The sequence below is a fragment of the Phascolarctobacterium sp. genome (genome assembly GCF_030531065.1).
GTDB lineage: Bacteria > Bacillota > Negativicutes > Acidaminococcales > Acidaminococcaceae > Phascolarctobacterium_A.
The window spans coordinates 34,100-48,139 of record NZ_JAUNOQ010000005.1; the positions used below are offsets into that span (position 1 = coordinate 34,100).

Below are 14,040 nucleotides of genomic sequence, written 5' to 3' on the forward strand. Positions count from 1 at the left end.
CTGCGATGGTAGAAACGATGCGTTGGCAGCAGGGGGTGCTGAATCTTTTAGACCAAACCAGGCTGCCGCAGGAATGTATATTTATTGCCTGCCGTGATTACGAACGGGTGAAGCTGGCTATTCAGCGGCTGGAGGTTCGCGGTGCGCCGGCTATCGGCGCTGCGGCCGCCTTTGCCATGGTACTGGGTGCGCGTCAGCTTGCCGATAAGCCCGACTTTTTAGGAGCGCTGGACGCTGTGCGCGCCGATCTTATTTCCGCCCGGCCTACGGCTGTCAACCTTTCCTGGGCTGCGGAAAAGCAGTACCGGCTGGCAGTAAAGCTGCACGAGCAGGATTACGCGCCCTGTAAAATTATCGGCGAGCTGGAAAAGGCCGCTGTAAAAATTTATAATGAGGATATTGCCCGCAATAAAAAAATGGGCGAGTACGGCGCCGCCGTCCTACCGCAGGACGCAGTGGTGCTGACCCACTGCAACGCCGGAGCTTTGGCTACCTGCGGCTGGGGTACGGCCTTAGGCGTACTGCGCACCGCCCATGCGCAGGGCAAGCTGCGCAGGGTTTACGCCGACGAAACGCGCCCGTTATTGCAGGGAGCGCGCCTGACGGCTTACGAACTTTGCGAGGACGGCCTGCCTGTGACGTTAATAACGGACAATATGGCGGCCTGGACTATGAAAACCAAGGGCGTCAACGCCGTGGTTGTGGGAGCCGACCGCATTGCGGCCAACGGCGACGCGGCTAATAAGATAGGTACCTACGGCGTGGCCTTGGCGGCGAAAGCCCATGGCATTCCCTTTTATATTGCCGCTCCGGTAAGCACCTTCGATTTTTCGCTGACCAGCGGCGAACAGATTCCCATTGAGGAGCGGGCTGCGCAAGAGGTCAGAAGCTTTCGCAGCGAGCAGACTGCGCCGGACGGCGTGGACGTTTTTAACCCGGCCTTCGATGTGACTCCGTCGGAGCTGATAGCCGGTATTATTACGGAATATGGCGTGATTCGCGTGCCCTATATAGAAAATATTCAAGAGCTGCATAAGCAGAGCAAGGAGGATTTTTAGTACATGGAAAGCATCATTAAGGATATTAAGCTGGCGCCTTTAGGCCATCAGCGCATTGCCTGGGCCAAGGAATATATGCCCCTGCTGAATATTTTGAATGAGGAATACAGCAAGACGAAGCCCTTTAAAGGCTTGAACATGGTCGTAACCATTCACTTGGAGGCTAAAACCGCATATTTGGCGCTGGTGCTGAAAAATGCCGGCGCGAACGTAGTCGTAACCGGCAGCAATCCTTTGTCCACCCAAGACGAGATTGCCGCAGCCCTGGTCGACAGCGGCGTTACCGTTTTTGCAACTCACGCCTGCACTAATGAAGAATACGATATGTATTTGCGCGAAGCCCTGAAGGTAGAGCCCGACTTGATCATCGACGACGGCGGCGATTTAGTAAATATGCTGCACGGCGAACGCCGCGATTTGATTGGCAAGCTGCTGGGCGGCAGCGAAGAAACCACCACCGGCGTACATCGTTTAAAGGCGCTGGCTGCCGCCGGCCATCTGGCTTTCCCCATGATTGCCGTCAACGACGCTTACTGCAAGTATCTGTTCGATAACCGTTACGGTACCGGTCAATCCTCCTGGGACGGCATTATGCGCACTACTAATTTGTCCGTAGCGGGCAAGACCGTGGTCGTAGCCGGTTACGGCTGGTGCGGTAAGGGCGTGTCCATGCGGGCTAAAGGCATGGGCGCTAACGTAATCGTTACCGAGGTCGACCCCATCAAAGGCATCGAAGCGGTATTCGACGGCTTCCGCGTAATGCCCATGCAGGAAGCTGCAAAGTACGGCGATATCTTCGTTACCGTAACGGGCTGCAAGGACGTTATCACCAAGGAGCATATGAAGGTAATGAAGAACGGCGCTGTTATGTGCAATGCCGGTCACTTTGACGTGGAAGTCAATAAGCATCATCTGGAGGAGCTGTCCGTTGTTGCTCCCTACGAGGTGCGCAAAAATATTATGACCTATACCATGGCCGACGGTCGCAAGCTGAATCTGCTGGGCGAGGGCCGCTTGGTAAATCTGGCCTGCGGCGACGGTCATCCCATCGAAATTATGGATTTGTCCTTCGCTATGCAGTTCCTGGCGATGAAGTATCTGCTGGAGCACAAGGGCGCTATGGAAAATAAATTGTATGTGCTGCCGGAAGAGCTGAACACGGAAATTGCCGCCTTGAAGCTGCACGCTATGGGCGCGGGCATCGATACGCTCACCGAGGAGCAAAAAGCCTATCTGGCCGCCGAATAACGATGGATAAGTATTTATCTGCCAACGAAGCCCGTGCCGCTATTGTGGAAATGGGGCACAGGCTGATAGAAAAGCGGTTGGTAGCGGGCTCTTGGGGCAACATCAGCTGCCGCGCAGGCCAGCAGACCATCGCTATTACGCCGTCCGGGCGCGGTTACGAGCATTTAGCGCCCAGCGACGTAGTGCTGCTGGATGATACGGGCCGCGTTATCGACGGCGAACGCATTCCGTCTTCGGAGAGCAAGCTGCATGTAGCAATTTATGCAGCCTGTCCTGAAGCGCAGGCCGTAATTCATACTCACAGTATTTACGCCAGCGCTTTAGCCGCCATGCATCGTCCCGTTCCTGCCATCATTGAGGATATCGTACAGATTTGCGGCGGCAGCGTTAACTGCGCCGAATACGCCTTTCCCGGTACGCAGGAGCTGGCCGACGCCGCGGTGAAGGCTTTGGCCGGACGCAAGGCGGCGTTGCTGGCAAATCACGGCGCGGTGTGCTGGGGAAAATCTCTTGACGACGCGCTTGTTGTCGCCGAAATTTTGGAAAAAGCGGCGCAGATAGCCGTTATCTGCTCCAGCTGCGGCGGCAAGGTGTACGAACTAGACGAAGCCGACGCCGCGGCAATGCACAGCTTTTACGAGCAGCATTATTCCAAGCGGCAAATGGGCGAAGAATAGAGGAGTGATATTTTGAGCAAGCTGCTGATTAAAAATATCGAGCTTTTACATACTCCCAATGGGCAAATGCACTGCATTGCCGTGGAGAACGATAAAATTACCTACGTAGGCGCTGAACTGCCTGCGGATACGGAGGATGTCGAAATTATCGACGGCAGGGGCAAGCTGGCTACCGCCGGTATGGTCAACACCCACGGTCACGTTTCTATGACGCTGCTGCGCAGCTATGCCGACGATATGGCGCTAATGGACTGGCTGGAAAATAAGATTTGGCCTGTCGAAGCTAAAATGAACGCCAACGATATTTACTGGGGCGCTATGCTGGGCATTGCGGAAATGCTGAAAAGCGGCACGACCTGTTTTGCCGATATGTACGGCCCCGCTATGGAGGAGGTAGCCCGCGCTTGCTCGGAAACAGGCATTCGCGCCAACTTGTGCCGCGGGCTAATCGGACTGGCGCCGGATAAGGACGCGAAGCTGGCGGAAAACGACGCCTTGGCCGAAAACTGGCAGGGGCACGACAACGGGCGCATTCGCGTTACTTACGGCCCCCACGCGCCGTACACCTGCCCGATAGATTATTTGGAGAAGGTTATCAACGCGGCGGCGGCGCATAAAGCGGAAATACAAATGCACCTGTGCGAAACCAAATTTGAGGTGGAAAGCTGCCTTAAAGAGCACGGCGTAACGCCCATCAAGCTGATGGACAGCCTGGGCATGTTCGAGCTGGGCACTATCGCCGCGCACTGCGTACACCTGACCGACGAGGATATGGATATTATGTCCGCAAAAAAAGTGCGCGTAGCGCATAACCCGCAAAGCAATTTGAAGCTGGCCAGCGGCATCGCACCCGTACCGGCCATGCTGCGAAAAGGTATTTGCGTTGGCCTGGGCACCGACGGCGCGTCCAGCAATAATAATCTGGACATGCTGGAGGAATGCCGCGCCGCCGCTATGCTGCACAAGGCTACTACCTTCGATCCTCTCGCCGTTCCGGCGTCCAAAGCCTGGGCTATGGCTACGGAGGATGGTGCCAAGACACTGGGCTTTACGCAGCTGGGCCGCTTAGAGGCAGGACAGCTGGCGGATATTGTGCTGTGGGATATGCACAAGCCCTACTGGTACCCGCGCCACAACAAGCTGTCCCAGCTGGTTTACGCAGCTAACAGCAGCGACGTGGACACCGTTTTCGTCGCCGGTAAAAAGGTTGTAGAGCAGGGCAGACTGCTGACCTTCGACGAGGAAAAAATTTACGCCGAGGCTGAAGCCTGCGCGCAAAGGCTGATCAATAAATAAGAGCATCATACGAGGAGAAATATTATGGCAAAAATCATCACCAAGGAAAATATCGCTCCCGCTGTCTACGAGATGGTCGTGGAAGCGCCGCTGGTTGCGCATAAGTGCCAGCCCGGGCAATTTGTAATCGTGCGCACCGATGAATACGGCGAGCGCGTACCGCTGACCATCGCCGATTTTGACAGAGAGCAGGGCACTATTACGCTGATTATCCAAGCTGTTGGCAACAGTACGAAGCATATGTGCGAAGATTTTAACGCGGGCGATGAAATTCTGGACGTAGTAGGGCCTTTGGGCCGTCCGTCGGAAATGGGCAAATTCGGCACTGTGGTAGTCGTCGGCGGCGGCATCGGCGTAGCGCCGGTCTATCCTATCGCTCGCGCATATCACGAGCTGGGCAATAAGGTAATCGCTATTATCGGCGCACGCAATAAGGATTTAGTGATTTGGCAGGATAAAATGGCGGCCATCAGCGACGAGCTGATCGTTACCACCGACGACGGCAGCGCAGGCCGCAAGGGCTTCGTTACCGACCCGCTGCGCGAGATGCTGGAAGCCGGCGAAAAAATCGATTTAACTCTGGCTATCGGCCCCGTTATTATGATGAAAAATGTAGCCGCAGTAACCAAACCCTTTGGCGTCAAAACGACCGCCAGCCTGAACACCATCATGGTGGACGGCACCGGTATGTGCGGCGGCTGCCGCGTTATGGTAGGCGGAGAAAATAAATTCGCCTGCGTCGACGGGCCGGAGTTTGACGCGCATCAGGTAGATTTCGCTAATCTGGTAATGCGCCAGCAAATGTACAAGAACCAGGAAGCACTGGAATATAGCTGCGGAGGTCATTGCAAATGCGTGGAGGAATGAGAAACCCGATGCCGGAGCAGCCGGCTGATGTTCGCAATAAAAATTTTGAAGAGGTAGCCTTGGGTTATACCGAGGAAATGGCTGTGGACGAGGCGCAGCGCTGCCTGAATTGTCCCAAGCCGCGCTGCGTTATGGGCTGCCCCGTAAACGTAGAAATTCCGGCGTTTATCCACGCCGTCGCTCAAGGAGATTTTGCCGAGGCCTTTAAGATTCTGAAACGCAAAACCACGCTGCCCGCTGTCTGCGGTCGCGTGTGCCCCCAGGAAAATCAGTGCGAGGGCAAATGCGTTTTAGGCATTAAGGGCGAGCCTGTGGCTATCGGCCGCTTGGAGCGCTTCGTAGCGGATTACGCACGCGAGCATGGACTGGACGCCGTGAGCGAAGCTATGCCGGAGCGCAAGGGTAAAAAGGTAGCCATCGTCGGCAGCGGCCCCAGCGGCTTGACCTGCGCAGGCGATTTAGCTAAGCTGGGCTACGACGTGACCCTGTTTGAAGCCTTGCACGCGCCCGGCGGCGTGCTGATGTACGGTATTCCTCAGTTCCGTCTGCCGAAGGAAATTGTGCAGCACGAAATTGCAGCGCTCAAACAAATGGGCGTTAAGATTGTGGTCAACGCCGTTATCGGCCGTACCTTCACTATCAAAGAGCTGATGGAGGAGGAAGGCTTCGACGCCGTTTACGTTGGTACGGGTGCAGGCCTGCCGCACTTCATGCATATTCCCGGAGAAAATTTAAACGGCGTTTATGCGGCCAACGAATTTTTGACCCGCGTAAATTTGATGAAGGCTTATCAATTCCCCCATGTAGCGACTCCCGTTTATGTGGGCAAGCGCGCCGCTATCGTCGGCGCAGGCAACGTGGCTATGGACGCTGCGCGTACTGCCAAGCGTTTGGGTGCGGAAGAAGTTTACATTGTTTACCGCCGCAGCAAGGAAGAAATGCCCGCCCGCAAAGAGGAAATCGGCCACGCCGAAGAAGAAGGCATCGAGCTGCGCCTTTTGAATAATCCTGTAGCCATTGTCGGCGACGATAAGGGCTGGGTAAAGGGCCTGCAATGCGTAAAAATGGAGCTGGGCGAGCCTGACACCAGCGGCCGCCGCAGTCCCGTAGCTATCCCCGGCAGCGAATATGTGCTGGACGTGGATATGGTGGTTATGGCCATCGGTCAGGGGCCGAACCCGCTGATTAAGGATACCACTCCCGATTTGGAGGTCAACAAGCGCGGCAATATCGTAGCCGACGCGGCAGGGGCGACATCTATCCCCGGCGTTTTTGCCGGCGGCGATATCGTTACCGGCGCAGCTACCGTTATTTCGGCTATGGGCGCAGGCAAGAAGGCTGCCGCGGCTATCGACGAGTATTTGAACAAATAAATAATATTTTGTTACATACAAAAGCTCCCGCTTCGCAATGAAACGGGAGCTAAATTTTTGATTTTATTTTCCTTACGCTTTAGAACTTCCGAACAAGCTCTTGCGAGCGGTGAAGAAGAGGGCGATTGCTAGGATAAAGAGGACAGTGCCCAGAGCGGCGGTGATAATATGCGCAGCCATATTAGCGGCGATAATCTGCACCAGAGCCACCAGCGTTACGCAGAACATAAAGATCATGGGGATAACAACCATCAGATTGTTTTTGCCCACGCTCTTCAGCCATACGCCAACGGCCAGCAGGGACAGAGCAGCCAACAGCTGGTTTGCAGCGCCGAAAATCGGCCAGATAGTCAGGTAAGAGCCCAAGGACATATAACCGGACAGAACAACGGTAATAGCGGTAGCTACATACGGATTAGTCAGCATGCTGCCTTTTGCTTCGCCGCTTTCAGCTTCAATTTTAGTGAACAGCTCCTGGAAGATAAAACGGCCCAAGCGGGTAGAGGTATCCAGAGTAGTCATAGCGAATGCGGAAATAGTCAGAGCCACAAAGCCTTTGGCAACGCCGAAGGAAAAGCCCAAAGTAGTCATGAAGGTACCAACGCCGTCGGCAAATACGTTTACCGGGCCGCCGGCCTTGAGCAATTCAGTCAGCTTTTCGCCGCCTACATAACCAACGGCTACAACAGAAACCACGGCCAGCACGCCTTCCAGCAACATGGAGCCGTAACCGATCAGACGGGCGTTGCCCTCGCTATCCAGCTGCTTAGAGGTGGTACCGGAGGATACCAAGGAGTGGAAGCCGGAAATAGCGCCGCAGGCAACGGTTACGAACAGCATGGGGAACATGGGGTTACTGCCATTGCCGGAGGGGTCAAAGGTAGTGATTGCAGGCAGCTGCATGGTGGGCTGATACAGGATAATACCAACCAGTGCAAAAGCTATGCAGGCATACAGCAGGAAGGAGTTCAGATAATCGCGTGGCTGCAGCAGAATCCATACAGGCGCGATAGAAGCGATAAAGATATAGGCCATCAGAATGCATACCCAAGTGTTTTTAGTCAAAACCAGCGGGAACATGTTGCCCAAAGCGATGCACACAACCAGCAGGATAACGCCGGCTACAGTACCGATTTTAAAGCTCAGGCCGCCGCGGTATACTGCCAGGCCAAAGGCTACGGCCAGCACGATAAAGAGCATGGAAGCGGTGGCAGCCTGCGGGCTGGCCACGAAGGTAGCGGCTACGATATTGGCGAAAGCAGCGATTACTACCAGCAGCGTTACATAAGCGAAAATGGAGAAGAGGAACTTGCCGCTCTTGCCCAGAGTAGCTTCGATGATTTGGCCGATGGTTTTGCCGTCAAAACGAACGGAAGCGAACAAAGAACCAAAATCATGCACGCCGCCAAAGAAAATGCTGCCGAATAAAATCCACAGCATAACAGGAACCCAGCCGAATACAGCTGCGGTAATGGGGCCGACGATAGGTCCAGCGCCTGCGATAGAGGAAAAATGGTGACCCATCAGCACTGCCGGAGGCGTAGGCATGTAGTCTACATCATCGCGCAATCTTTCAGCCGGCGTTTTGCGCGTGGGGTCGATGCCCCATTGCTTACACAACCAGGCGCCGTAAACAGTGTAGGCAATGAAGAAAATAATCATTGAGCCTACTAATAACATAAAACCACTCATACATAACATCCTTTCTTTTTTCTTGCATCCTTGCAATAAAGTTATGAGAAAAATAAGAGCGTATCAGCACTATATATTGTGCCAAACATAGCAATAGTATAGCACATTTCAGCGTTTTGTCAACGAAATAGTCAGAAAGTCTTTAAATAAAAATGCCGGAATGAGAGAAAACAAAAAAAGCTGTTAAGATAGATACAGAACTATCCTCTTAACAGCTGGTAGTGTATATTAATGAGGAAAATCGAAATAGGCGGCCGTTTTGCGTCCGGCCTTATTATATGAAAGCTGCCGGTTCGGCAGGTCTGCAATAAATACGGCGAGGTCCGACCAGCCCTTGAGGGAAAAGCAATAGTCCTTGTGATATTTGAATGTAGTCAGCTCCTGCTGCACCGACGGCTCCAGACCTTTTTCACAAACAAGAACCAAAGCGAACAGGCTGTTCATATGCTCCGTCGTCGTAACTAAATTCTGCATTTTTTGCCGCAGATAGTTTAAATAGGGCTGCACCATAGCCATAGTCAGCGGCTGCTCAAAGCGCTGCACATAAAGGTATTCGTTATGCTGCACGCTGTAGGTTTTAATGCTTGGCACAATAAAATAGCCCTCGTCCGCCGCGTTCAGCTCCGCAACAAGTGCAAAGGGCAGCTCTTCCGGCGTTGGCTTGCAGTCAAAATAGCGCTGGAGCCGCTGCTGCAAAAGCTGTAAATAGGCTTGTCCGTCCATCTTTATACCGTCCTTCATTTATAAATAAGCGTGTTGGCCACGCTTTTCTTTTATGCTTCTTTAGTATACGCTATCAGCGTCCGCTTGTCCATAGACGGCCGCAAAAACGCTTCTTAGTGTGAAGAATATGCTAATTTTGTTTTGTATACAACATATAAAGATATTTTTATGATATACTATAGCTATCCTGATAAAATTTATACGAGGTGAGATACATGCAATTTCCAATCGTTTTGGGCGTCAGCGCCCGTCATGCGCACCTGTGCCGCGAGCACATGGATATTCTTTTCGGTAAAGGCAGCGAGCTGCATCCTAAAAAAGCTATCGGTCAGCCCGGGCAGTATGCTTCCGAAGAACAGATTACTATGGTAACGCCTAAGGATTCTATGAAACTGCGCATTATCGGCCCGCTGCGTCCGGAAACGCAAATCGAACTTTCTTTAACTGATGCCCGCAAGGTAGGGCTCAACGCGCCTATTCGCAACAGCGGCGATATTGCAGGCTCGGCAGGCGCTAAGCTTATTGGCCCGGCAGGCGAGCTGGAGCTGAAGGAGGGCATTATTATTGCGGCCCGTCATGTGCATCTTTATCCTGAAACAGCCGCTAAGTACGGCCTCAAGGACGGCGATATCGTAGATATCCAGACAGAAGGTGAACGCAGCCTGACGCTGCATAACGTGTTAGTGCGCGCAGGCGTGAAGCATGCCGACGAGGTGCATATCGATACGGACGAAGCCAACGCCTGCAATTTAGACAGCGGCGTCATGGTAAATATCGTTTATCAAAAATAAAACAGTAATCGGCAGGGGAGGGTTGACAATGAAAAAAAGTGCAGCGTTAGCGGCAGTATTTCTTTTGTGCGCCAGTCAGGCTTGGGCCTACGACAATTTGCAGGCAGGCTACAGCGTACAAGATAAGGAACCGTTCTACAAAATGGTCAGCAGTAAGCTGTACGCTTATTCCAGCTTTGGGGCGGCTTCCGTTGATAAGCTGGAGCGTATGAATCAGGCCAGCGTGTATTTAATCAATTATTATACCGCCGATGAAATGGAAAGTATTTTAGGGGAAAAGTTCAGTACGGCTTATTTTGATAAGCAGTACGAGCAGATGGCTTTGCTGCAGCGTTCCGAACTGGACGTGCGCACAGTTCCCAGCCCTCTGGTGGATATGGAGCGTTATGCGGCTCATGAAAACAAAAACAATGTTGTGCCTTTGGAGCAGAAGCTGTTTAAGGACCAATTGCAAAAACTCAAGCCCATTATTAGCGTAAGTAAAATCAGCAGCCGCAAAGCCGTCAATATTTCCTATTTATATAAGCAGGGCGACGGCCTGGTAGCGGTGGATACCAGCCTGTTATCGGCTAACGACCGGCTGTATATGTTGTCGACGGTAACTATCGACGAGCAGGCGCTGGCGAAAAAACAGCCGACCGATAACTCTGCTGATGCAGAACAGGAAGATACAGCGAAAACCGATTCTAAAAACGGCAAAACTACGGAAGCAGGCATGAGCTCCGGTAAATTCAGCGAAGCCTTAGCCAAAGCTATGCAGGTTGAAAACGTCAACCCTGCCGATATTGATAAAAGTACGCTTAAAAATTTTGCTAAGGCACATAATAAGCTTGTCAAAAGCTTCAAAACGATGGCTCCGATTGAAGCTGCAGCCCCGGTAAGCTTTACCGACGCAACGGCGCAGAAAACGATGACGCTGCCGCAGGATTGGTTTTACGGCCAAATCCAATTTAAGGAAAAGGAAGCCGCAGGCACATTTACTATGGCCGCCTCTCTGCCGGTAATGCAAAAAATTGCCAACGATTTTGATTATCAGGGCATGTTTGCTTTATTTGCGGCGGATAACGCAAACAGCGACGAAATGTCCATATTAACGGCAGTGGATAAAACTACCAATAAATATGAGCCTCTTCGGGATAAGGCTAAGGAAGAAGTACGCAAGGTATTAAATAATTTGGACGCTTTGCTATTAGCCTGCAGCATTAAATCTAAAGATGAAGATTTTAAGCATATGTTATCGATGTCTTTAGATACAGAATTGATTACGCGCGAAACGCTGCACCAGCTGCAAAGATTTGAAAACGATTATTTCTCTTTACAAAAGTATTCTTATGGCGTAAGCTATAAGCAAGGCAAAGCGGCGTACATTAACATTCACAGCAAAATTAATCTGCTGCAGGATTTTGCTTTCGATAATCTCCTGCGCATCGCTCCTGTGTCAGATGATACGGGCAGCATATTATTTTACTTGTACAAAAGCGATATAACGCCGGATGAACAAATTACTAAAGACATTGATAAATGGCAATTTTGATTGCGCTTGAGTAATTGGCGTGAAGGGAAAATATCATGGATTGACAAAAGCGTTTGTGAGAAAAAGCAAAAATTTTACATAATGTACATTATCGGACGTAAAAAGAAATATTTTTAGGAGGCATTGAGACCGCGTTTGCAAGTCTTCATTGCCTCCTATTTTTACGACAGCTCTTTTAATTTAAAGGCCTGCCTCAATTTGACTTTTCATATAATTAAATATGAAACATTCCGACTATCGCTAGAATCATAATACCGCTTGCTAAAATAGTCCATTTTTTGCTTAAAGCGTACATGGCAAGCATGCTGGGAAGAATCACGATTAAGGTTTGTTTAGTCAACATATCTAACACACTCCTTTTTTTGTTTTCAGGAAGAATTCCTTTTGATGCTTTTATTATACAATTATTTTCATAACAGGTCTAATATAGATAGATTCATAAATCAATAACGCAAAAGTTATATATCATCGGTTTCGCACGCTTGCTTTCTCAAGCGTCGAGTTATATAATGAAAATAATGAAAAAAACACTTTTACGAGGTTATTATGAATATACACCAAATGGAATATTTTCATGTTATCGCTACCATTGGCAACATGACAAAAGCTGCAGAATATTTGCATGTAGCTCAACCGGCTTTATCCAGCGCTCTTGCAAGAATCAGCGAGGAGGTCGGTTATCCCCTGTTTGTAAAACGAGGAAGAAATATCGTTCTCTCTTCTCAAGGTGAAATTTTTTTAAGACATATTACCAAGATACTAGAAGAATATAACGCGGCTTTATATGAAATGCAGGAAGTTGATTTTCAGGCGCAAAAGACTTTACGATTAGGAGTTACTGGCACTAGTTTTTCCCGTAACTACCAAAAAAGTTTTCACGAAGAATTTCCTAACATTACTATAAGTCAAACCTTAATCCCTTCAAACAAAATTGCTGAAGCGTTATTTGATAAACAAGAGCTAGATTTTGTGTTTTGCAGTACAGAAATTGAACGCGCTGATATATCATCTTTGATTATAGAATACGAGCCGCTTTACTTAGAAGAAAATCTTGGCATTGCTTTGATTAACAAAACAGCTATTCAAACTGGTATGTATAATAAGGGGTGTAGAGTAATTCCTATAACAGAACCTAGGTGCGAACGACCAATATCCTTGCTATGGCGCAGAGACAAGAAAATGTCTCCAGTTGCCAAGCAATTTTATGAATTTGTAAAGCATAATTTATGTAAACTCTAAACATACTTATTTGCTAAATCGCTCAAAAGCTACAGCATAGATAACTATTTAGTTATTGATGTTGTAGCTTTTTCTTATATGTAGTTTATATGAATTTTATATAATTAAAGCTTTATTGATTAGCAATCTATTTGCTATTAGACAACAGTGGATATAATTCATATACTATAACCATAACCTAGAGTACTCAACGTTATGGTTATTATAGTGTTTTCTAAATTTTTGAAGGTGGTGTAAAAATTATGATTATTAAAGGTGTAGCTTTGCTAGCTGCATGTTTTCTTTCAGGATTATATATTGGCGATATTCTGGGTCCCCTGCTGGGCGTTAAAGCTAATGTGGGCGGCGTAGGTTTTGCCATGCTTTTCCTAATACTCTTAACTAACCATGGTACTAAATATGGTTGGCTAGATAGCAAATCGGCTAGCGGCATTGATTTTTGGGCTGCTATGTACATTCCTATTGTTGTAGCTATGACGGCGTCTCAGGATGTAGTTGCTGCCGTAACAAGCGGGCCTTTAGCAATTATTGGCGGTGTTTTAGGCGTATTGGCAGGGTTTGCGCTCATTCCTATTTTGGCGAAATTGTGAGGTGTTATTATGGATTTAGCAGCGATTTTGTCTAAACTGTTAATAAAGAATGGTTTAATTTGTGCGTTTTTAATTGTTGGAATAACAACACATATTGCATATACTATTGCCGGTAAACTAAATAAAAAGCCTTATGCATCGGCTCTAGCTATCTTTTTCGGTTTGATTTTGGCGTATATTGGCGGCATAACTACCGGTGGGCATAAAGGTTTGGCGTCAATACCTATGTTTGCAGGCATCGGCTTTATGGGCGGCGGTATGCTTAGAGATTTTGCTATCACAGCGACAGCTTTCGGCGTAGAATTAAAAGAAATAAAGAAATGCGGTTTTGTTGGCGTATTAGCATTGTTTCTTGGCATAATATCTTCTTTCGTCGTTGGTGTAATTTTAGCTTTTCTTTGGGGATATACGGACGTAGTATCCTTGGTAACAATCGGTGCTGGCGTTGTAACTCTAATTGTTGGTCCTGTTACCGGCACTGCTCTTGGAGCTTCGTCAGAAGTCATTACTTTAAGCGTTGCTGCTGGTGTTGTTAAGTCTGTTGCTATTATGATATTAACTCCCCTGTTGGCTAATGTTTGTGGAATCAATAATCCTAAATCAGCTATGGTATATGGCGGGCTTTTAGGTTCAACTTCCGGTACTTCTGCTGGTATGGCCGCCGTAAATCCCAAACTTGTACCTTACGCAGCAATGTGTGCAACATTTTATACTGGTTTAGGATGTCTCATGTGCCCGTCAATACTATTTTTAGCTACTAAAGCTATCTTTGGTTAAGAATTGAAATATAATTATATTATAAAGAACTAAGTTAGGTGGTAGTAATGCTTGTAGTAAACTGTATATACCAATACTTTTACTAGAAAGCAACACTATAAATAACCATTATATAGAAAAAGCAGGAGCAAAACGCTTCTGCTTTTTCTATATGCAAACTACATCAACATAAGAA

Annotated in this window: 14 protein-coding genes; 11 read left to right on the forward strand and 3 right to left on the reverse strand. The window is 49.0% G+C overall.

What is annotated here, in order from left to right; translation table 11 throughout:
• Window positions 1-5: 5 nt before the first annotated feature.
• The 6 genes from mtnA to gltA are packed head-to-tail and all read left to right on the forward strand — an operon-like array spanning window position 6 to window position 6,519.
• Window positions 6-1,058: an S-methyl-5-thioribose-1-phosphate isomerase gene (mtnA, locus tag Q4E64_RS04540; RefSeq protein ID WP_303166520.1), complete on the forward strand. Its 1,053-nt coding sequence runs from the start codon at window positions 6-8 to the stop codon at window positions 1,056-1,058.
• Between the two features lie 3 nt (window positions 1,059-1,061).
• The gene (locus Q4E64_RS04545) at window positions 1,062-2,306 is read left to right on the forward strand and encodes an adenosylhomocysteinase (protein ID WP_303166522.1); all 1,245 of its coding nucleotides are present in this window, start codon (window positions 1,062-1,064) and stop codon (window positions 2,304-2,306) included.
• Between the two features lie 2 nt (window positions 2,307-2,308).
• Window positions 2,309-2,983, forward strand: coding sequence for a class II aldolase/adducin family protein (locus Q4E64_RS04550; protein ID WP_303166523.1), 675 nt, complete (start codon window positions 2,309-2,311; stop codon window positions 2,981-2,983).
• 12 nt (window positions 2,984-2,995) lie between these two features.
• Complete coding sequence (locus Q4E64_RS04555; RefSeq protein ID WP_303166524.1) at window positions 2,996-4,279, forward strand: amidohydrolase; 1,284 nt, start codon at window positions 2,996-2,998, stop codon at window positions 4,277-4,279.
• Window positions 4,280-4,303: 24 nt separating this feature from the next.
• Window positions 4,304-5,146, forward strand: coding sequence for a sulfide/dihydroorotate dehydrogenase-like FAD/NAD-binding protein (locus Q4E64_RS04560; RefSeq protein ID WP_303166525.1), 843 nt, complete (start codon window positions 4,304-4,306; stop codon window positions 5,144-5,146).
• The gene (gene gltA, locus Q4E64_RS04565; RefSeq protein ID WP_303166526.1) at window positions 5,131-6,519 is read left to right on the forward strand and encodes an NADPH-dependent glutamate synthase; all 1,389 of its coding nucleotides are present in this window, start codon (window positions 5,131-5,133) and stop codon (window positions 6,517-6,519) included. Before Q4E64_RS04560 ends, gltA begins: the two co-directional genes overlap by 16 nt.
• 72 nt (window positions 6,520-6,591) lie before the next feature.
• On the opposite strand, the gene Q4E64_RS04570 is transcribed toward gltA, so the two are convergent.
• Together Q4E64_RS04570 and Q4E64_RS04575 are read right to left on the reverse strand one after the other, a co-directional pair.
• Window positions 6,592-8,211 carry a carbon starvation protein A gene (locus Q4E64_RS04570; RefSeq protein ID WP_303166528.1) on the reverse strand — a complete coding sequence of 540 codons (1,620 nt, stop codon included), beginning with the start codon at window positions 8,209-8,211 and terminating at the stop codon, window positions 6,592-6,594.
• A gap of 228 nt (window positions 8,212-8,439) precedes the next feature.
• Window positions 8,440-8,952, reverse strand: a complete 513-nt coding sequence (locus Q4E64_RS04575) for a hypothetical protein (protein ID WP_303166529.1) — start codon at window positions 8,950-8,952, stop codon at window positions 8,440-8,442.
• A gap of 197 nt (window positions 8,953-9,149) precedes the next feature.
• On the opposite strand from Q4E64_RS04575, the gene pduL reads away from it, so the two are divergent.
• Together pduL and Q4E64_RS04585 are read left to right on the forward strand one after the other, a co-directional pair.
• Complete coding sequence (pduL, locus tag Q4E64_RS04580) at window positions 9,150-9,725, forward strand: phosphate propanoyltransferase (protein ID WP_303166530.1); 576 nt, start codon at window positions 9,150-9,152, stop codon at window positions 9,723-9,725.
• Between the two features lie 28 nt (window positions 9,726-9,753).
• Window positions 9,754-11,259 carry a hypothetical protein gene (locus tag Q4E64_RS04585; RefSeq protein ID WP_303166531.1) on the forward strand — a complete coding sequence of 502 codons (1,506 nt, stop codon included), beginning with the start codon at window positions 9,754-9,756 and terminating at the stop codon, window positions 11,257-11,259.
• A 214-nt stretch (window positions 11,260-11,473) separates the two neighbouring features.
• Here the strand turns inward: Q4E64_RS04585 and Q4E64_RS04590 are convergent, their stop codons facing one another.
• A complete protein-coding gene (locus Q4E64_RS04590) occupies window positions 11,474-11,602 on the reverse strand; it encodes a hypothetical protein (protein ID WP_303166533.1) in 129 nt (42 codons plus the stop codon).
• 203 nt (window positions 11,603-11,805) lie between these two features.
• Here Q4E64_RS04590 and Q4E64_RS04595 point away from each other — a divergent pair, with 203 nt between their 5' ends.
• The 3 genes from Q4E64_RS04595 to madM all read left to right on the forward strand — a co-directional run bounded on the left by Q4E64_RS04595 (window position 11,806) and on the right by madM (window position 13,865).
• Window positions 11,806-12,498 (forward strand): LysR family transcriptional regulator, encoded by a 693-nt coding sequence (locus tag Q4E64_RS04595; protein ID WP_303166534.1) that lies wholly within the window; start codon window positions 11,806-11,808, stop codon window positions 12,496-12,498.
• A gap of 242 nt (window positions 12,499-12,740) precedes the next feature.
• The gene (gene madL / locus Q4E64_RS04600; protein ID WP_303166536.1) at window positions 12,741-13,088 is read left to right on the forward strand and encodes a malonate transporter subunit MadL; all 348 of its coding nucleotides are present in this window, start codon (window positions 12,741-12,743) and stop codon (window positions 13,086-13,088) included.
• Window positions 13,089-13,097: 9 nt separating this feature from the next.
• Window positions 13,098-13,865 carry a malonate transporter subunit MadM gene (gene madM / locus Q4E64_RS04605; RefSeq protein WP_303166537.1) on the forward strand — a complete coding sequence of 256 codons (768 nt, stop codon included), beginning with the start codon at window positions 13,098-13,100 and terminating at the stop codon, window positions 13,863-13,865.
• The last annotated feature ends 175 nt before the right edge of the window (window positions 13,866-14,040 follow it).

Bases quoted from the DNA above. Each gene is read 5' to 3' on its own strand.
- Q4E64_RS04560 (WP_303166525.1), top strand. From the start codon at position 4,304: ATGGCAAAAATCATCACCAAGGAAAATATCGCTCCCGCTGTCTACGAG.
- Q4E64_RS04545 (WP_303166522.1), top strand. From the start codon at position 1,062: ATGGAAAGCATCATTAAGGATATTAAGCTGGCGCCTTTAGGCCATCAG.
- Q4E64_RS04550 (WP_303166523.1), top strand. From the start codon at position 2,309: ATGGATAAGTATTTATCTGCCAACGAAGCCCGTGCCGCTATTGTGGAA.
- madL (WP_303166536.1), top strand. From the start codon at position 12,741: ATGATTATTAAAGGTGTAGCTTTGCTAGCTGCATGTTTTCTTTCAGGA.
- gltA (WP_303166526.1), top strand. From the start codon at position 5,131: ATGCGTGGAGGAATGAGAAACCCGATGCCGGAGCAGCCGGCTGATGTT.
- mtnA (WP_303166520.1), top strand. From the start codon at position 6: ATGGTAGAAACGATGCGTTGGCAGCAGGGGGTGCTGAATCTTTTAGAC.
- Q4E64_RS04595 (WP_303166534.1), top strand. From the start codon at position 11,806: ATGAATATACACCAAATGGAATATTTTCATGTTATCGCTACCATTGGC.
- madM (WP_303166537.1), top strand. From the start codon at position 13,098: ATGGATTTAGCAGCGATTTTGTCTAAACTGTTAATAAAGAATGGTTTA.
- Q4E64_RS04570 (WP_303166528.1), bottom strand. From the start codon at position 8,211: ATGAGTGGTTTTATGTTATTAGTAGGCTCAATGATTATTTTCTTCATT.
- Q4E64_RS04585 (WP_303166531.1), top strand. From the start codon at position 9,754: ATGAAAAAAAGTGCAGCGTTAGCGGCAGTATTTCTTTTGTGCGCCAGT.
- Q4E64_RS04575 (WP_303166529.1), bottom strand. From the start codon at position 8,952: ATGAAGGACGGTATAAAGATGGACGGACAAGCCTATTTACAGCTTTTG.
- Q4E64_RS04590 (WP_303166533.1), bottom strand. From the start codon at position 11,602: ATGTTGACTAAACAAACCTTAATCGTGATTCTTCCCAGCATGCTTGCC.
- pduL (WP_303166530.1), top strand. From the start codon at position 9,150: ATGCAATTTCCAATCGTTTTGGGCGTCAGCGCCCGTCATGCGCACCTG.